Source organism: Pseudomonas sp. SJZ077 (genome assembly GCF_007993905.1).
Taxonomy (GTDB): domain Bacteria; phylum Pseudomonadota; class Gammaproteobacteria; order Pseudomonadales; family Pseudomonadaceae; genus Aquipseudomonas; species Aquipseudomonas mandelii.
Map to the genome: position 1 here is coordinate 161,957 of NZ_VIUJ01000009.1, position 15,408 is coordinate 177,364.

Consider the following 15,408-nt stretch of genomic DNA (forward strand, 5'->3'; position numbering starts at 1 on the left):
CGCGCCCGAGGGCGCCATGCGCACAGCTACCATCAAGTGCAGGTGAAAACCTGACGGGATGACACTTGTGCAACCGTAAGCGTATTAGCCGGGCTACTAAACCCGATCACTGGGAATCAGTGACACGAACCAAGTTACCGACGGCCACCCAGGCGCACAAGCCAGCGGATTCTGACGTTGTTGTAGGCGACGGCGCAAGGCGCTGTAGCTTTCAGGAAGTAACCTTAAACAGAACTAAACACACGTCCAAAAACACCGAAAATCCCCTGTGGGAGCGAGCCTGCTCGCGAAGGCGGTGTATCAGTCAAGCAGATGGCGACTGACACGACGCCATCGCGAGCAGGCTCGCTCCCACAGGGGGACGGGGAATGGCTGCCACCTCGGTCTTTCAGGTGTATCGTTCAAACTTTCCGGCGCGATCCAAGCCTGCGAGGTGAATGATGAGTACCCCCCTGAAAATCGATTTCGTCAGCGACGTGTCCTGCCCATGGTGCGTGGTCGGTCTGTATGGCCTGACCCGGGCCCTGGATTTGCTGGGCGATGAGGTCCAGGCCGAGATCCGTTTCCAGCCGTTCGAACTGAACCCGAAAATGGCGCCGGAAGGGCAGAACATCACCGAACACATCACTGAAAAGTACGGCTCGACCCCGGAGCAGTCGCAGAAGAACCGCGAGATGATCCGCGCCCGTGGCGCCGAGGTCGGGTTCGCGTTTCGCACTGATGGCAACAGCCGCATCTACAACACCTTTGATGCGCATCGGTTGTTGTTTTGGGCGGGGTTGGAAGGGTTGCAGTTCAATCTGAAGGAAGCGCTGTTCAAGGCGTATTTCACTGAGGGCGGCAATCCGTCGGATCACAAGCAGTTGGCGCTGATGGCTGAAAGCGTGGGGCTGGATCGGCAGCGGGCGGAGGCGATTCTGGCGTCCGATGAATTCGCCACAGAGGTGCTCAAAGAAGAGAAGTTGTGGCTGGCGCGCGGGGTGAGTTCGGTGCCGACGGTGGTGTTCAACGGGCAGTACGCGGTGACGGGCGGGCAGCCGGTCGAAACCTTTGTCGGGGCGATTCGGCAGATCATGAGCGAATCGAAGGGCGGGACCGTGAGCTAATTACCGGGAGTGTTTCTGTGGCGAGGGAGCTTGCTCCCGCTGGGCTGCGAAGCGGCCCCAATGTCAGCACCGTTGTAGCCAGGCAGACCGCATTCGCTGGATTTACGACTGCTGCGCAGCCGAGCGGGAGCAGGCTCCCTCGCCACAGGGGGGAGCGGTTACCTGACGATTTTGTCGACGTGGATGCCCAGTTTCTTCAGGCGATACCAGAAGCTGCGCTCGGAGATCCCGATCAACTGCGCCGCCGCAGCCTGTACACCATTGCTCTGCGCCAGCGCCGCCAGAATGTAAGCCTTCTCGACCTCCGCCAACGCCGCTTCCAGATCCGCCGGCACGCTGCCTTCGGTGACCAGCGCACCGCTGGTGCCGGCATTTGAGGCAAACAGATACGCCGGCAAATCTTCCTCTTCAATCACCGCCCCCGACGCGACAATCGTCGCTCGTTCCACGCAGTTCTGCAGCTCACGAATATTCCCTGGCCACGAATAATGAGCCATGGCCTGCAAGGCTTCCGCGCTGAATCCGGTAAAACGCTTGCCTGCCGTGGCGCCCAGGGTGTGAGCAAAATGCCGGGCCAGCGGCGCGATGTCTTCCACACGTTCGCGCAGGGCCGGCAAGGGAATCGGGAACACATTGAGGCGGTAATAAAGGTCCTCGCGAAACTCCTTGTTGGCCACCGCGTCCAGCAGGTTCTTGTTGGTCGCGGCAATCACCCGCACATCGACCTTGCGCTCGCGCGGATCGCCCACCGGCTCGATCACCCGTTCCTGCAAGGCCCGGAGGATTTTCGCCTGCAAGGCCAGCGGCATTTCGCCGATTTCATCAAGGAACAACGTGCCTTTGTCAGCCTGCATGAAGCGCCCGACGCGATCCGCCACGGCGCCGGTAAACGCGCCTTTGCGGTGACCGAACATTTCGCTTTCCAGCAACCCTTCCGGGATCGCCGCACAGTTCACCGCCACAAACGGTTTGTCAGCGCGGTTACCGTGTTTGTGGATCGCCCGGGCGACCATTTCCTTGCCGGTGCCGCTTTCGCCGGTCAGCAGAATCGTCGCGTTGCTTTCGCGCACGGAATCGATGGCGTGCAGCACCCGGCGAAAACTCGGGCTGTCGCCGATCAGGCTGTCAATCTGCTGATGCTCATCGAGCTCGGCACGCATGCGCTGGTTGTCTTTGAGGATGTCGCGAAATTGCAGGGCCTTGCTGACGGTGATGTCCAGTTCGTCGATGTCGAACGGCTTGGCGATGTAGTCGAAGGCGCCGTTGCGCATCGACTGCACGGCGTTTTTCACCGTGCTGTAGGCGGTCATGACGATCACCGGCAGCTGCGGATAACGGCTTTTGATTTCCGCCAGCAACTGCGGGCCGTCCATGCCGGGCATGCGCCAGTCGCTGATCACCAGGTCGATGTCCTCGCACTCCAGCACCTTGAGCGCGTGCAAGCCGTTGCCGGCGGTGAACACCTGGATGCCGTTCTGACCCAGGGCCGATGCCAGCAGGTCGCAGAGCTTGGGCTCGTCATCCACCACCAGTACGTTATGTGTCATCGCTGCCCTCGTCGAAGTCTTCACCGTTGGCCGGAATGTACAGCGTGAAGGTGGTCCCGGCATCTTTTTCACTGACGCATTCGATGCGCCCGTCATGACCTTCCATGATCGAGAACACCTTCGCCAGCCCCAGGCCGGTACCCGAAGCCTTGGTGGTGACGAACGGCGTGAAGATCCGTTCGAGCATATCCGGTTCGATGCCCTGGCCGGTGTCGCTGATGCTGATTACGGTGTACGGCGATTCGCTGCTGATCGCCACGGTCAGCCGTCCACCGTCGGGCATGGCGTCGATGGCGTTGACGATCAGGTTCAGGCCCGCCTGCTTGAGTTGCCGCGCGTCGACATGAAGGGTCGCGCCGGGGGCCTGATCGTCGATGTGCACATCGATGTTATGGCTGGCCAGCTCCGGGGCGCAGAAGCCGACCAGGTCATCCACCAGCGGCCGCGCCGCCTGGGTCGAACGCATCGGCGCGCTGGGCTTGGCGAAGTCGAGGAAATCGGTGATCAGGTCGTTGATGCGGCTGACTTCGCTGACCACGTATTCCAGGTGACGCTTGTCGGTCTCGGGCAAATCGGCGCGCCGGTGCAGCAGTTGCGTGGCGGTCTTGATGATGCCCAGCGGGTTGCGGATTTCATGGGCCAGGCCCATGGCGACTTCACCCAGGGCATGCAGACGGTCGCGGCGGCGCAGTTGCGATTCCAAGTGCTGCAACTCGCCGAGGCGTTCGCTCATGTGGTTGAAGGTGCTGCTCAATTCCGCCAGTTCGTCGCCGCCGGTGACCGCCAGGCGTTGGCGGTAATCCCCGGCAATCACCGCTTGCACGCCTTTGGACAACCCGCGCAACGGCTTGGTCAGGCGTTGCGAAACAATCCAGCCGACCGCCAGGGACGCCGCCGAGCTGAGCAGGAAAATCAGGATGAACAGGTTGCTCTGGTTCACCAGCCCGACCAGGCTGGTGTGGCGCAGCAGACCGCTGAAAATCACGCCTTGCAGCTCACCGCTTTCATTGAGGATCGGCCGGTAGATGCCGCTGTAGCGATTGGTGAATTGTTCGATCGGCTGCTTGGTGCTGCGCAGGGTCTGTTCGATTTTTTCCGGTACCGCCGCCGGGTGATCTTCGAAGCGCTGGGTGGAAAAGATCTCCGAGAAGTCATCGGCCTTGGCCAGGTACAGGCGCAGGTCGAGGGAGTGCACATCGGCGACGCTGGTGAGGAAACTACTGTCCAGGTAGGTGGCGATCACCAGTTTGTAGTCGATGCCGTCCTGATCGGTCTCGAAGGTCGAGACCACCGTGCCGGTGGGGATGCCGCCAACTTGCAGGGTCTGCAACAACGCCTTGGACTCGGTGCTGATTTGCCGGACGATGTCATCGGCGGCGGTGCTGAACACCACTTTGTGATCGCTGTTGCGCACCAGCGCCACCACGTCGATACCCATGGAATCGGCGATGTCGGTGGTCAGTTTGTCGTGTTTGCTCGACAAACGGTCCGTCGGCGGGCGGGTGTAGCGCAGGAACAACTGCGCGGCCCGGGCGTTATCCCGGCGGATCTCGGTGATCTCGTCCTCGACGATCTGGGTCGATTCCTGCAGCCAGATCCGCACGTTGCTGTCGAAAATCTGCGACAGGGTGGTGGCCGCCAGTTCTGCGGCGATCATGGTCGGAATCACGCTGACCAGCCAGAACGCCAACACCAGTTTGCGCTGCAGGCTCCAGCCGGAGAGGGCGAAAGGTCGGGCGGTGGCGGGGCGGTTTTTGATCATGAAGTTTCGCTTAATGCAGCAGCCATGGCAGGGTCGGAGCGGTCCGGTCGAATGAACATTTTCACCAGTCGCAACAGACCGTCGAGCACTCGGTTGCGATGGCGGAAAAACACGGTGTTGCCGGTGAACGAGCAACCCAGGCGCAGCTTACTGGCATAGCCGGCCTGACCGCACGCGTAGATCGGGATGCCGTGTTCAATACAGTAGTCGACATTGGCCAGCCAGCTGCGCACGTACAGATTGTGCTCGCGGGTCCGGGTCAGGTCATGGGCGAAGAATTTGTCGACCAGGCGTTGCTCGTCCAGCAGCACGAGGTTGAACGCTACCAGCTCATCGCCGACCCAGTACAGCACGCACGCGGCGCGTTCATCGAGGTATTCGAGGACCTGGCGGAAGTACTCCGATGGCAAGCGTTCAAAGGTCAGGTCGCTGCGTGAAAGGGTGGCTTCGTAAAGCGCCATCATGTGCGGGAGCAGGTCTTCCACAGTGCGCCGCCATTCGATGCGCGGACCTTGCCCGCGCAACGTGCGGCGCAGGTCTTTACGGGTGGATTTGCCGAGCGTGCCGAGGTAAGCGTCCACGGAGCCAAAACGGATCGGCAGTTCGGCGCTGGGCAGGCCGGGCATGCTTTGCAGACCGGCCGCCTGGCACACCTGCAACCACTGTGGATCGCGATGGGACGCGTCCTTGACCGCCAGCAGACCGATTCCGGCCTGGTCGGCGTCGTTGCGCGCCAGGATTAACAATTGCTCAAGCAAGGCCGGACGCCGTGCGGGGTCGATCTGGCGTGCGGTCCCCACATGGCATTGCTCGGCCACCGGCGAACCGAGGGCGTACAAGCGGATGTCCAACAGCCCTGGCCACCAGCGGCGCAACTGTTCGGTGACGCGTTTACCCGGTCCCTGAACCGTGGTGTCCAGCGAATACGCGGTGGTGAATGCCACTGCCGCCGCGACTAACACCTCGTCTTCGTACAGCGCCAGATAGCGCCACCGGAAATCCGCAATGCCTGCCTGTTCAACGGCCCGGTAATAATCCCAGTCCTCCAGTTCGCCGGGGAAACAGGCATTCCAGGCACTGCGGTCGATGGCTTCGATGGTTGAATAGGCAAGGGCAGTGATCACATCGTTTCCTTGTAGGAGCGAGCCTGCTCGCGATGGTCGTTAACGATAACGTGGGGTTACAGGAGAAACGCGGCGCTCTTGAGTGCATCGCGAGCAGGCTCGCTCCTACAGGGATTGGGGGATGGCTGCCATGGTGGGTAACAGGGTGGGCATGCGTAGCTTCTTCAAATGTGTTCAGGCCAGTTGCCGATAGTCCTGGCGCATGGGTTGCGGGGCGGTGACTTGTTGCATGAACCGGTGCTGGATGAAGTCCGCACTCAGCTCCACGACCCGGCGGTATTGCAGGTCGACGGTGATCATGTGATAGCAATCGTCGAGCAGGACTTTCACTACCGGGCCGCCGAGTTTGCGTTCGACATAGTCGGCGTTCCAGCGGCTGGTGATGTCGTCTTCCCGTGAGTGCAACACCAGCGCCTGGGTGGTGATCTGCGGCATGCGCTTTTTCACCGCGGCCACCAATCGATGCAGTTCCCGGACACTCACGCCGGACATGGTCAGCAATCCGGCATTGGCACTTTCACCGGCCTTCATCTGCCGTTCGACAATGGCGCGCAAGCGTTCGTCCTTGATGCCGAACGGTGATTTTTCGTTGAAGCGGCACAGGTGCACGCCAAACGGAATCGACATCACCAGGCTGCTCAGTTTGGCGACCCAAGGCATGTTCCAGCCGTCGTAGCGCAGGGTGGTCGAATACAGCAGCAAGCCTTCGATCTGCCCCGGATGCTCGGCCGCCAGGTACATCGCCAGCACCGCGCCCATCGACAAGCCACCGACGAACACATGCTCATGCTTGCGCCGCACACCAACGAAGGTATTGCGCGCGCTCTCGTACCAGTCGTGCCAACCGGTGGCTTGCAGGTCGGCGTTGTCCCCGCAGTGGCCGGCCAGGGTCGGCACATAGACCGTGCAGCCGGCCTTGGCCAGGCCCATCGCGACCCGTCGCAATTCGGTCGGCGTGCCGGTGAGGCCGTGGATCAACAACACCGCGACCTCGCCGTTGCCGAGAACGAAACCGGCGCTGCCTTCGCCCATGTCGATCTCGTCTGCCCTTGAAAAAGAGGGGGTCATCGTTTCATCGCCCGATCAAGCAGACGGTCGAGCAGCGCGATGCCGAGGTCGATCTCCGGGTAGCTGATTTCCAGCGACGGCGCGAGGGTGATTACGTTCTTGTAGTAACCGCCCACATCGAGGATCAGGCCCAGGCGTTTGCCGTCAATTTCGATGTCACCTTTCATGCCTTCTTCGACCATGAAGTCGAGCGTTGCCTTGTCCGGCGTAAAGCCGTCCGGCCCGCAGATTTCACAACGCAGTGCCAGGCCCAGGCCATCGACGTCGCCGATGATCGGGTAGCGTTTCTGCAAGTCTTTCAAGCCTTCGAGGAAGTATTTGCCCTTGTTCATGACCCTCTTGCCGTAATCGACTTCGCTGGTCATCTTGAACATTTCCAGGCCGACCGCCGTGCCCAGCGGATTGGAGGCGAAGGTCGAGTGGGTCGAGCCTGGCGGGAAGATTTTCGGGTTGATCAGCTCTTCCCTGGCCCAGATGCCGCCCAATGGGTTGAGACCGTTGGTCAAGGCTTTACCGAAGACGATGACGTCCGGTTTGACATCGAAGTGCTCAATCGACCACAGCTTGCCGGTGCGCCAGAAGCCCATCTGGATTTCATCGACCACCATTAAAATGCCGTGCTGGTCCAGCACATGCTTGAGTTCGCTGTAGAAATTCATCGGCGGAATCACGTAACCGCCGGTGCCCTGGATCGGCTCGACGTAGAACGCGGCGTATTCGCTCTGGCCGACTTTCGGGTCCCAGACGCCGTTGTATTCGGTCTCGAACAGGCGGGCGAATTGCTGCACGCAATGACTGCCGTACTCTTCCTTGGTCATGCCTTTCGGGCCACGGAAGTGATACGGGAACGGGATGAAATTGGCGCGCTCGCCGAAGTGGCCGTAGCGGCGGCGATAGCGGTAGCTGGAGGTGATCGACGACGCACCGAGGGTGCGACCGTGGTAACCGCCCTCGAAGGCGAACATCAGGCTTTTGCCATTGGTGGCGTTACGCACGACTTTCAGCGAGTCCTCGATGGACTGCGAACCGCCGACGTTGAAGTGCACCCGGCCGTCGAGGCCGAACTTCTTTTTCGCGTCCACGGCGATCATTTCCGAGAGCTCGATCTTGCCCTTGTGCAGGTACTGGCTGGCAATCTGCGGCAGGGTGTCTATCTGCTGTTTCAGCGCATTGTTCAGGCGCGGGTTGGCATAACCGAAGTTGACCGCCGAGTACCACATTTGCAGGTCGAGGTAGGCCTGGTCTTCGGTGTCCCAGACGTAGGAGCCTTCGCAGCGGCTGAAAATGCGCGGCGGATCGATGTAGTGAACGGTGTCGCCGTAGGAGCAGTACTTGGCTTCTTTATCCAGAAGAACCTGGTCTTCAGGTGTGGCGATTCGAATATCAGACATGGTGGAAGCGTTCCTGTGTTTCTACGTTGAAAGAGGTGGCGTTGGCGGCGCTGGCGCTTGGCAGCAGGGCGAGCAACGCAGGCAGATCGGCGAAGCTGTCGAAGCGGGCGTAGGCGATGCTGTTGCGCTCGCAGTGCTCGGCCAGGCGATCCTTGGCGAATACGAAATCGGCGGTGGCGGCCACGCACATGTCGGACTGACCGTCGCCGATCACCAGCACCCGTTTGGCGCTGGGGGTGGATTTGCATTTGCAGTTGCCGGACGCGGCGCGGCAGGCATCGCTTGCGTGAGGGAAGTCGATGCGCCAGCTCTGGTGGTCGAGCTGCCGCAGGCGGTTGGCGAGGATCGGCAAAAGGCTGACGTAGTGGCGCGCCAGGATCCGTGCAATGCCTTGCTCGATGCCGTCGCTGACCACTTCAAGGGAAGCGCCGAGGCCGATGACGTGGTCGACGAAGTCAGGGAAGTCCGGGTCGATCTCGATGGTGTCGAAGAACCCGAGCAGTTCGCCCGGTGTGGCCTTGACCAGCGAGAGCTGGCGGCTGAGGCATTCACGGGAACCGATGTCACCCGTCAGCCACTCGTTTTCGATCGCTTCCCAGCTCGGGTCGGCGAACCGTTGGAGGATGCTGTCGATCACGTCGGTGCGGGTGATGGTCCCGTCGAAATCACACACGATATGCCAGTCAATCATCTGTTGTACCTATCTTGGCAGGAGGCGCTGTTTGCGCTTGCCAAGGGGGTAGAGCAGGGACTGTGCCAACCGGGTTTGGCCCAGCGGGGCTGGGGTTGAGGCTGGTGTGGATGGCGGTGAAGCTACAATTTTTGTAGGTCGCTACAAACAACATGAGTGCTTGCGCGAGAGGGGCGATTCGGGGATTGATGCGCGCACATCCAGTTCAAGGAATGGCCTCATGTCGAGGATTACTGTTGTTCTATTTGCCGCGCTGACTTGCCTTTCGGCCAGCGTTTCAGCGGACGGCATCACCGGTGAGGCGGGGGCTGGCCTCAGCTATCAGCCCCACGATCCGACCGGTAGCCGCTACGAAACCCGGCCTGTGCCTTACCTCGATCTGGATTGGGGCAATGTCAGCCTCAGTACGGACGACGGGCTGACCTGGGACGCGTTGAACACCAAGGGTTTCAGCGCCGGACCGTTCGTGAATTACCTGCCGGGGCGCACGTCCAACGGCGAACTGCAGGGGTTGCGCGATGTGCCGGACATGGGCGAGGTGGGGGGCTTTGTGCAGTACGCGCCGGCTGATTTCTGGCGGGTGTTTGCCTCGGTCGGGCAAGCGGTTGGAGGGCGCGGCGGCCAGGGCGGGGTGTTGGGGCGTGTTGGCGGGGAGGTGGGTTATCCACTGGGTGGCGGGGTGATTGGGAGCTCCGGTCTGACCGCGCATTTTGCGGATGCGCGGCAGAGTCAGACTTTCTTCGGCGTCAGTGCCAATGAGTCACAAGCCTCGGGGATTCGGCCGTACAACGCGGGCGGTGGTTTGCAGAATGTGGCTTTGACTCAGAGTTTCGAGTTTCCGCTGGCGCCGCAGTGGTCGTTGTTGACCAGCGCGAGCTGGATTCACCTGACAGGTTCTGCGGCGGACAGCAGCCTTGTCAAAGAGCTCGGTGAGACCAACCAAGGGGAAGTGCAGGCGGCACTGGCCTACAAATTCAACTAAGCACTTGTGGCGAGGGAGCTTGCTCCCGCTGGGTCGCGAAGCGGCCCCCAAACTTGGCAAGTCATTCTTCCAGAAATACCTCGCCAGCCTGTTTTACGACTGCTGCGCAGCCGAACGGGAGCAAGCTCCCTCGCCACAGGAATTGCGGTGATTTTCAGGTTTCTTCGCCTTCGGCCAGCAACGCAATCCCGCCCATGATCACCGCCACCCCCACCCAGTGCAGCACGCTGATCTGCTCGCCCAGCCCCAGCCACGAACCGAGCAACACCCCGACAAATACCAGCGAACTGAGCGGGAACGCCAGGGACAGACTGCTGCGCCGCAAAATCAGCATCCACACGAAAAACGCCCCGATGTAGCAGGCAATCGCAAACCACACCCCGGGATTGACCGCCACAGCCAGCAGCCATTGCAGGTTGAAATCCATCTGCCCCAGCTGATCTCCACCGACCTTGGTGGCGATCTGGCCGGCGCTTTCAAACCCGATCAACAACGCCCACAGCACCACCGTACCGAGGCGTTCATGCAGCCAGTCGGTCTTGTTCCTGATCATCGCTTTTGCCTCATGCATGGGTGACACACACGAGCATCACGCCCGCCGTAATCACTAAAGTGCCGAGCCAGCGCCGCCGGCTGACGGTCTCGCCGAGGATCAGTTTGCCGGCCAGCACCACGCCGCAGTACGCCAGCGCCGCCGCTGGAAACAACAGGCTCAGCGGCGCCCGGGACAGGGCTTCGAGCCAGACGAAAAATTCGATTACGTAGGCGCCGATCCCGCACCACAGCAGCGGCGCGTTGAATACCTGGCCCCAGAACGCATTCAGGCGAAACCCGCCTTCGAGCTCCGGTAAACGATCCAGGCCGAGCTTGAAACAGAGCTGGCCGATGACGTCCAGGACAATGGAAAACGCCACCAGCACAATCACGGTGAAGGTCATGGAAACAACTCCTCGAACAGATCGATCAACGCCTGGTTGGTCGTCGCGTTGCGCAGCAGATCCGCTTCGCTCCAGCGTTCGGCCGGGGGCTGATCCGATTTGGCTTCCCAGCGCTTGAGGGCGTTGCTGAAGGCCGGTCGGGCGTACTCGCCGCAGATGTCGATGCCGAGGATTCGCTTGCTGGCCGCCAAGGCTCTGATGGCTTGCAGCAAGTGGCTCAAGCGCATGCCGCCCTGGTCCCAATTGGTCGCCGCGTCTTCGCAGGCCAATACATCCTTGTCGAGGGTGATCCACACTGCGCGGGTGGGCAGGCTGGCGATCAACTGTTCGAGAAACACCGGCCAGTCGAGCTCCGCCAGATTGCGCCAGTGCAGCAGGTTTTCCTGCTGTCGATGGCCAGCGCCGTCACCGACCCGGCCCCACACTTTCGAGGGCGGGCGCTGCCACGGAAACAGCTGCAACACGCCGCGTTTGAGCGCCCGGACATTGCCGCCCTTGAGCTGTGGATTCTGCAGGTCGTCGCTGCACGGGCCGAGGGTGACGATGCGCTGGATGTTCGGCAGTTTCAGTGCCTGATTGACCCACGAACCGCAATGCCGGCGGGGGGCGAAGCGGACCCAGTCGGGGTGGTTGTCGAAGTGAATCAGGCTTGCCGGCTCCGGCAAATCGGTCAGAAATGCCGGGGTCAAATGGTGGTAATCACCGGAACCGACGAAGAAAATTTCCGGTTGCGGGCCGCTGTGCCGGGGCCGTTGCTGCAAGCGTTCGGCGAACCGCCGCCAGGTCCGTTCGCTGGACCACAGCCGCAGTTTCGGGCCGAGGTCGAGCAAGTCGAGGCGTTTGGCACGGCCGCTTTCCAGCAGCCGCGAGATGGGCGCCTGGGCCGTCAGGCTGTGGTCGAGATCTAAAATGTTCAAGGTCGCAATTCACCCTTGGCAGACCCTCCCAGACACCGGCTTCATCCATCATGAACGCCGGCCGAGGGGGCTTTTGGGGGTAAATGCAAGGGGCGGGCCAGCCGTCTGCTGCACTGAAATTCATTGTGGCGAAGGAGCTTGCTCCCGCTGGGCTGCGAAGCAGCCCCTAAGCGGTCAAGGAGGTTTTTCTGCTGAAACTCGATTGCAGGTAATGGGGTTGCTTCGCAACCCAGCGGGAGCAAGCTCCCTCGCCACAGGGGGGGATGGTCAAGCGTGGAGGCGAACCCAGACGGTGACGAGGACGGTGGCCGCCATCAGCCACGCCACTGCCGCGATGGCGAGCGACGCTTCAAGCCGCATCCGGTCGACCATCACGTACAACGTCGCCAGGTAAACGAAGTACGGAATGATCGACCACATCCCGAACACGATGGTGGTCTTTAAATCCTCCAGCGAACGCCCCTTGCCGACGATGTAATGCGCAATCAGCGCAAAGGTCGGAAACAGCGGCACCAGGCCTGCGATGTAATAGTTTCGGGTCTTGGCCAGTGCGGCGAGGATGACGACCACCGCCGCCCCCAGCGCTGCTTTGAGGATCAGGTCCATCAGTGGCTCAGCCCGTATTTCTTCACTTTGTCGAACAGCGTGGTCTTGGCCATTCCCAGTTCCAGGCTGGCCTGGGTCAGGTTGCCGCCGCTGCGTTGCAAGGCGTCGCTGAGCAGGTTGCGTTCGAACGCTTCCACTGCTTCGGCGAAGGCCAGACCCTGATTGCTGCCACTGGTGCCGGATTTCTTGAAGGCCGGCAGGCCAAGGGCAAAACGCTCGGCGACGTTGCGCAGTTCGCGCACGTTGCCCGGCCAGTCGTGGCTCATCAGGTTCGACAGGGTCTGGTTGTCCAGTTCCGGCACGGCGCGGTCGAAGCGCAGGGACGACTGCTGCAGGAAGTGTTCGAACAGTTGCAGGATGTCTTCGCGACGTTCGCGCAACGGCGGCAATTCGAGGGTCACCACGTTCAAGCGGTAATACAGGTCGCTACGAAACTCGCCGGCCTTGCTCGACTCGTCGAGGTCGGACTTGGTCGCGGCAATCACCCGGCAATCCACGGCCACGCTCTGGTTCGAACCCAGGCGTTCGAGGGTGCGCTCCTGCAACACCCGCAGCAGTTTGATCTGCAAGGGCAGGGGCATGCTTTCGACTTCATCCAGGAACAGCGTGCCGCCGTCGGCGTGTTCGATCTTGCCGATCCGTCGTTTACCGGCGCCGGTGAACGCGTTGGCTTCATGGCCGAAGATCTCGCTTTCGAACAGGTTCTCCGGCAGGCCGCCGCAGTTCAGCGCGACGAATTGCTTGGTGTGGCGGCGACTGAAGTCGTGCAGGCAGCGCGCAACCAATTCCTTGCCGGTGCCGGTTTCGCCTTCGATCAGCACGTTGGCCGAGGTATCGGCGACGTTGGCGATCAGTTCGCGCAGATTCTGCATGGCCGGCGAGCGGCCGATGATCCGACCTTCGAGGGAATCGCGCTCCGCCAGTTGCCGGCGCAACGAAGACACTTCCCGGGCCAGGCTGCGTTGCTCCAGCGCGCGGCGGGCGACGTCCACCAGGCGTTCCGGGGAGAAAGGTTTCTCCATGAAGTCATAGGCGCCTTTCTGCATTGCGCCGACGGCCATTGAGATGTCGCCGTGGCCGGTGATCAGCACCACCGGCAAGCTGCGATCGCGCGCCTTGAGCCGGGTCAGCAGTTCCAGGCCGTCGATGCCCGGCAGACGGATGTCGCTGATGACGATGCCGGCAAAATTGTCGCCAACCCGCTCCAGCGCTTCTTCGGCGCTGCCCACGCCCACGCAGGGAATGTCTTCCAGGGTCAGCGCCTGTTGGCAGCCGAGCAGCACATGGGGGTCGTCTTCGACGATCAGCACACTAAGGTCGTTGTTCATATTGGCTCGGCGTGAGTGGGGCTTACCAACGGTAAACTGAGGACGAAGGTGGTGCCACCGCTGGCCGGGTGTTCGACACCCAGGTGCCCGCCGGTGGCGGCGGCCAGACTGGCGGAAAGTGTCAGGCCCAGGCCCAGGCCTTGTTCGCCGGGTTTGGTGGTGAAGAACGGTTCGAACAAATGCTTGCGTGCTTCGGCGTCGATACCGTGGCCGTTGTCGCGCACGCGCAGGCGATATTTGCCATCAAATGCTTCGCCTTCCAGCCACAACTCGGGCAACGGTTGTGCCTGCATGGCATCGAGGGCATTGCCGATCAGGTTGACCAGGATCTGCTCGAGACGGGTCTGGTCGATCTGCACCTGCACGTCTTTGAAGTCACGATGCAGTTGCAGATGGACACTTTCCACGCGACCTCCCAGCAGTTGCAACGCGGCATCTACCGCTTTGCCAAGGCACGCCTGGCCCTTGTCGTCACCGCGACGGGCGAAGGAGCGCAGGCTGGCGGTGATCCGGCCCATGCGGTCGATCAATTCGTTGATGGTCTTCAGGTTGGTGCTGGCCACGTCCAGTTGACCGCGCTCGAGAAAGCGCACGGTATTGCCGGACAAGGTGCGCAGCGCCGCCAGCGGCTGGTTCAGTTCGTGGGCGATGCTGGTCGACATCTGGCCGATGGCGGCGAGTTTGCCGGCCTGCACCAGCTCATCCTGGGCGCGGCGCAACGTCTCTTCAGCCTGACGCCGTTCGCGGATCTGCCCCTTGAGGCGTTCGTTGCTGGCGCGCAGATCCGTGGTGCGTTCGGTAATCCGACGCTCCAGTTGATTGTTGGCTTGCTGCAGGGCTTCACGGGCGGCGAGGCGGGTGGCGATCACCTTGCGCCGCTCGTTCCAGGCAATCAGCAGGAACGCCACCAGGGCAAACGCCACTGCCACCAGAATCCCTTGATTGATCGCTTCACGGCGCAAATCCTGGAGCGGCGTGAGCAGGGTGAAGTTCCACGGGGTGTCGCTCAGGGGGCGGGTCTGCGAGAGGTAGCTGATGTCCTCTTCGTCTGACTCCACTTCACTGTTGGCGGGGAAGGTCAGTTTTTCTTCACCTTCGGCCAGTTTTTCCCGGGCCAGTGGCTGCAATTCGTTCAGCGGGAACCAGTAGTACTGCAGGCTGCGGGCCAGTTTTTCCTTGGTTTCTTCGCTCAACGGAACCACCGATTTGAGCCGCCGCGCCGGATCGCTGGACAGAATGATGATGCCGTTCTCGTCGCTGACAAAGGCTTCGAGGCGCGCACGCTGCCAGCGTTCTTCCATGGCTTCCAGGCGGACTTTGACCACCGCGACGCCGATGATCTTGCCGTGTTCTTCCAGGCCGTGGGCCAGGTAGTAACCGGGTTCGCCGCTGGTGCTGCCGATCCCGTAGAAGCGCCCCGGTTGACCGCGCACGGCGTTCTGGAAATAGGCGCGAAAGGACAGGTCTTCGCCCAGGTAACTGTCGACATCGCGCCAGTTGCTGGTGGCCATGACGCGGCCGGTGGTGTCCATCACGTAGATGGCCCGACTGCGGCTGCGCCGGTTCAGGCCTTCGAGGTAATCATTGACCGTCTGCCGGTGTTCCGGTGACGGGTCGGCCAGCAGTTTTGAAACACTGGATTCAAGTTCCAGCAGGCTGGGCAGGTAGGTGTACTTGCTGATCTCGCTCTCGACGGCGCGGGCGTGCAGTTCGAGCTGACGCTGGCCGTTCTCGCTAAGGCTGCGAATCCCGTAGTGTTCACTGACCCAGAAGCCGAGGTAACCCAATCCGATCATCAGGGCGATGACCAGGGGGGGCAGGAACAGATGGCGAATCAGACGGGGTTTCACGGCGAGTGATGGCGGCGCAGCGCGATAGAGAGTGGGGTCGCATTTCATCACAGATGCCTTGGGTCAACCACAACACTTACTTGTAAATCGCCGCGGAC

Annotated in this window: 14 protein-coding genes; 2 read left to right on the top strand and 12 right to left on the bottom strand. The window is 61.5% G+C overall.

The genetic code is table 11. The features are described from left to right. Positions 1-440 precede the first annotated feature (440 nt). The gene (locus FBY01_RS15800; RefSeq protein WP_145308504.1) at positions 441-1,106 is read left to right on the top strand and encodes a DsbA family oxidoreductase; all 666 of its coding nucleotides are present in this window, start codon (positions 441-443) and stop codon (positions 1,104-1,106) included. Between the two features lie 158 nt (positions 1,107-1,264). Here the strand turns inward: FBY01_RS15800 and FBY01_RS15805 are convergent, their stop codons facing one another. From FBY01_RS15805 to FBY01_RS15835, 6 genes are all read right to left on the bottom strand, one after another. Beyond that, the gene (locus FBY01_RS15805) at positions 1,265-2,653 is read right to left on the bottom strand and encodes a sigma-54 dependent transcriptional regulator (protein ID WP_145308506.1); all 1,389 of its coding nucleotides are present in this window, start codon (positions 2,651-2,653) and stop codon (positions 1,265-1,267) included. Further along, on the bottom strand, positions 2,643-4,415 hold the full coding sequence (locus FBY01_RS15810; protein WP_145308508.1) for an ATP-binding protein: 1,773 nt from the start codon (positions 4,413-4,415) through the stop codon (positions 2,643-2,645). Before FBY01_RS15810 ends, FBY01_RS15805 begins: the two co-directional genes overlap by 11 nt. Then, a complete protein-coding gene (locus tag FBY01_RS15815; protein WP_145308510.1) occupies positions 4,412-5,539 on the bottom strand; it encodes a GNAT family N-acetyltransferase in 1,128 nt (375 codons plus the stop codon). Before FBY01_RS15815 ends, FBY01_RS15810 begins: the two co-directional genes overlap by 4 nt. Positions 5,540-5,713: 174 nt before the next feature. Continuing rightward, complete coding sequence (locus FBY01_RS15825) at positions 5,714-6,607, bottom strand: carboxylesterase (RefSeq protein ID WP_145308514.1); 894 nt, start codon at positions 6,605-6,607, stop codon at positions 5,714-5,716. Beyond that, positions 6,604-7,998: an aspartate aminotransferase family protein gene (locus FBY01_RS15830; protein ID WP_010457715.1), complete on the bottom strand. Its 1,395-nt coding sequence runs from the start codon at positions 7,996-7,998 to the stop codon at positions 6,604-6,606. The genes FBY01_RS15825 and FBY01_RS15830 overlap by 4 nt, the downstream gene beginning before the upstream one ends. Then, positions 7,991-8,689: an MtnX-like HAD-IB family phosphatase gene (locus FBY01_RS15835; protein WP_145308517.1), complete on the bottom strand. Its 699-nt coding sequence runs from the start codon at positions 8,687-8,689 to the stop codon at positions 7,991-7,993. The genes FBY01_RS15830 and FBY01_RS15835 overlap by 8 nt, the downstream gene beginning before the upstream one ends. 220 nt (positions 8,690-8,909) lie before the next feature. Between FBY01_RS15835 and FBY01_RS15840 the strand changes: the two genes are divergently transcribed. Then, complete coding sequence (locus tag FBY01_RS15840) at positions 8,910-9,671, top strand: MipA/OmpV family protein (protein ID WP_145308519.1); 762 nt, start codon at positions 8,910-8,912, stop codon at positions 9,669-9,671. Between the two features lie 154 nt (positions 9,672-9,825). Here the strand turns inward: FBY01_RS15840 and FBY01_RS15845 are convergent, their stop codons facing one another. The 6 genes from FBY01_RS15845 to FBY01_RS15870 form a co-directional block, all read right to left on the bottom strand. After that, positions 9,826-10,224 (bottom strand): transporter, encoded by a 399-nt coding sequence (locus tag FBY01_RS15845; RefSeq protein ID WP_010457712.1) that lies wholly within the window; start codon positions 10,222-10,224, stop codon positions 9,826-9,828. Between the two features lie 10 nt (positions 10,225-10,234). Beyond that, the gene (locus tag FBY01_RS15850) at positions 10,235-10,609 is read right to left on the bottom strand and encodes an EamA family transporter (protein ID WP_010457711.1); all 375 of its coding nucleotides are present in this window, start codon (positions 10,607-10,609) and stop codon (positions 10,235-10,237) included. Beyond that, entirely contained in the window at positions 10,606-11,526 is a 921-nt protein-coding gene (locus FBY01_RS15855; RefSeq protein WP_145308523.1) for an arginase, read from the bottom strand. The genes FBY01_RS15850 and FBY01_RS15855 overlap by 4 nt, the downstream gene beginning before the upstream one ends. Positions 11,527-11,793: 267 nt before the next feature. After that, positions 11,794-12,123 carry a GlpM family protein gene (locus FBY01_RS15860; RefSeq protein WP_169857921.1) on the bottom strand — a complete coding sequence of 110 codons (330 nt, stop codon included), beginning with the start codon at positions 12,121-12,123 and terminating at the stop codon, positions 11,794-11,796. Between the two features lie 8 nt (positions 12,124-12,131). After that, positions 12,132-13,460 (bottom strand): sigma-54 dependent transcriptional regulator, encoded by a 1,329-nt coding sequence (locus FBY01_RS15865; protein ID WP_010457707.1) that lies wholly within the window; start codon positions 13,458-13,460, stop codon positions 12,132-12,134. Further along, positions 13,457-15,358 carry a sensor histidine kinase gene (locus FBY01_RS15870; protein WP_102594571.1) on the bottom strand — a complete coding sequence of 634 codons (1,902 nt, stop codon included), beginning with the start codon at positions 15,356-15,358 and terminating at the stop codon, positions 13,457-13,459. The genes FBY01_RS15865 and FBY01_RS15870 overlap by 4 nt, the downstream gene beginning before the upstream one ends. Positions 15,359-15,408 lie beyond the last annotated feature (50 nt).

Coding starts and splice junctions, on each gene's coding strand:
- FBY01_RS15870 (WP_102594571.1), bottom strand. CDS start 15,358: ATGAAATGCGACCCCACTCTCTATCGCGCTGCGCCGCCATCACTCGCC.
- FBY01_RS15825 (WP_145308514.1), bottom strand. CDS start 6,607: ATGACCCCCTCTTTTTCAAGGGCAGACGAGATCGACATGGGCGAAGGC.
- FBY01_RS15845 (WP_010457712.1), bottom strand. CDS start 10,224: ATGATCAGGAACAAGACCGACTGGCTGCATGAACGCCTCGGTACGGTG.
- FBY01_RS15810 (WP_145308508.1), bottom strand. CDS start 4,415: ATGATCAAAAACCGCCCCGCCACCGCCCGACCTTTCGCCCTCTCCGGC.
- FBY01_RS15805 (WP_145308506.1), bottom strand. CDS start 2,653: ATGACACATAACGTACTGGTGGTGGATGACGAGCCCAAGCTCTGCGAC.
- FBY01_RS15830 (WP_010457715.1), bottom strand. CDS start 7,998: ATGTCTGATATTCGAATCGCCACACCTGAAGACCAGGTTCTTCTGGAT.
- FBY01_RS15865 (WP_010457707.1), bottom strand. CDS start 13,460: ATGAACAACGACCTTAGTGTGCTGATCGTCGAAGACGACCCCCATGTG.
- FBY01_RS15800 (WP_145308504.1), top strand. CDS start 441: ATGAGTACCCCCCTGAAAATCGATTTCGTCAGCGACGTGTCCTGCCCA.
- FBY01_RS15850 (WP_010457711.1), bottom strand. CDS start 10,609: ATGACCTTCACCGTGATTGTGCTGGTGGCGTTTTCCATTGTCCTGGAC.
- FBY01_RS15835 (WP_145308517.1), bottom strand. CDS start 8,689: ATGATTGACTGGCATATCGTGTGTGATTTCGACGGGACCATCACCCGC.
- FBY01_RS15840 (WP_145308519.1), top strand. CDS start 8,910: ATGTCGAGGATTACTGTTGTTCTATTTGCCGCGCTGACTTGCCTTTCG.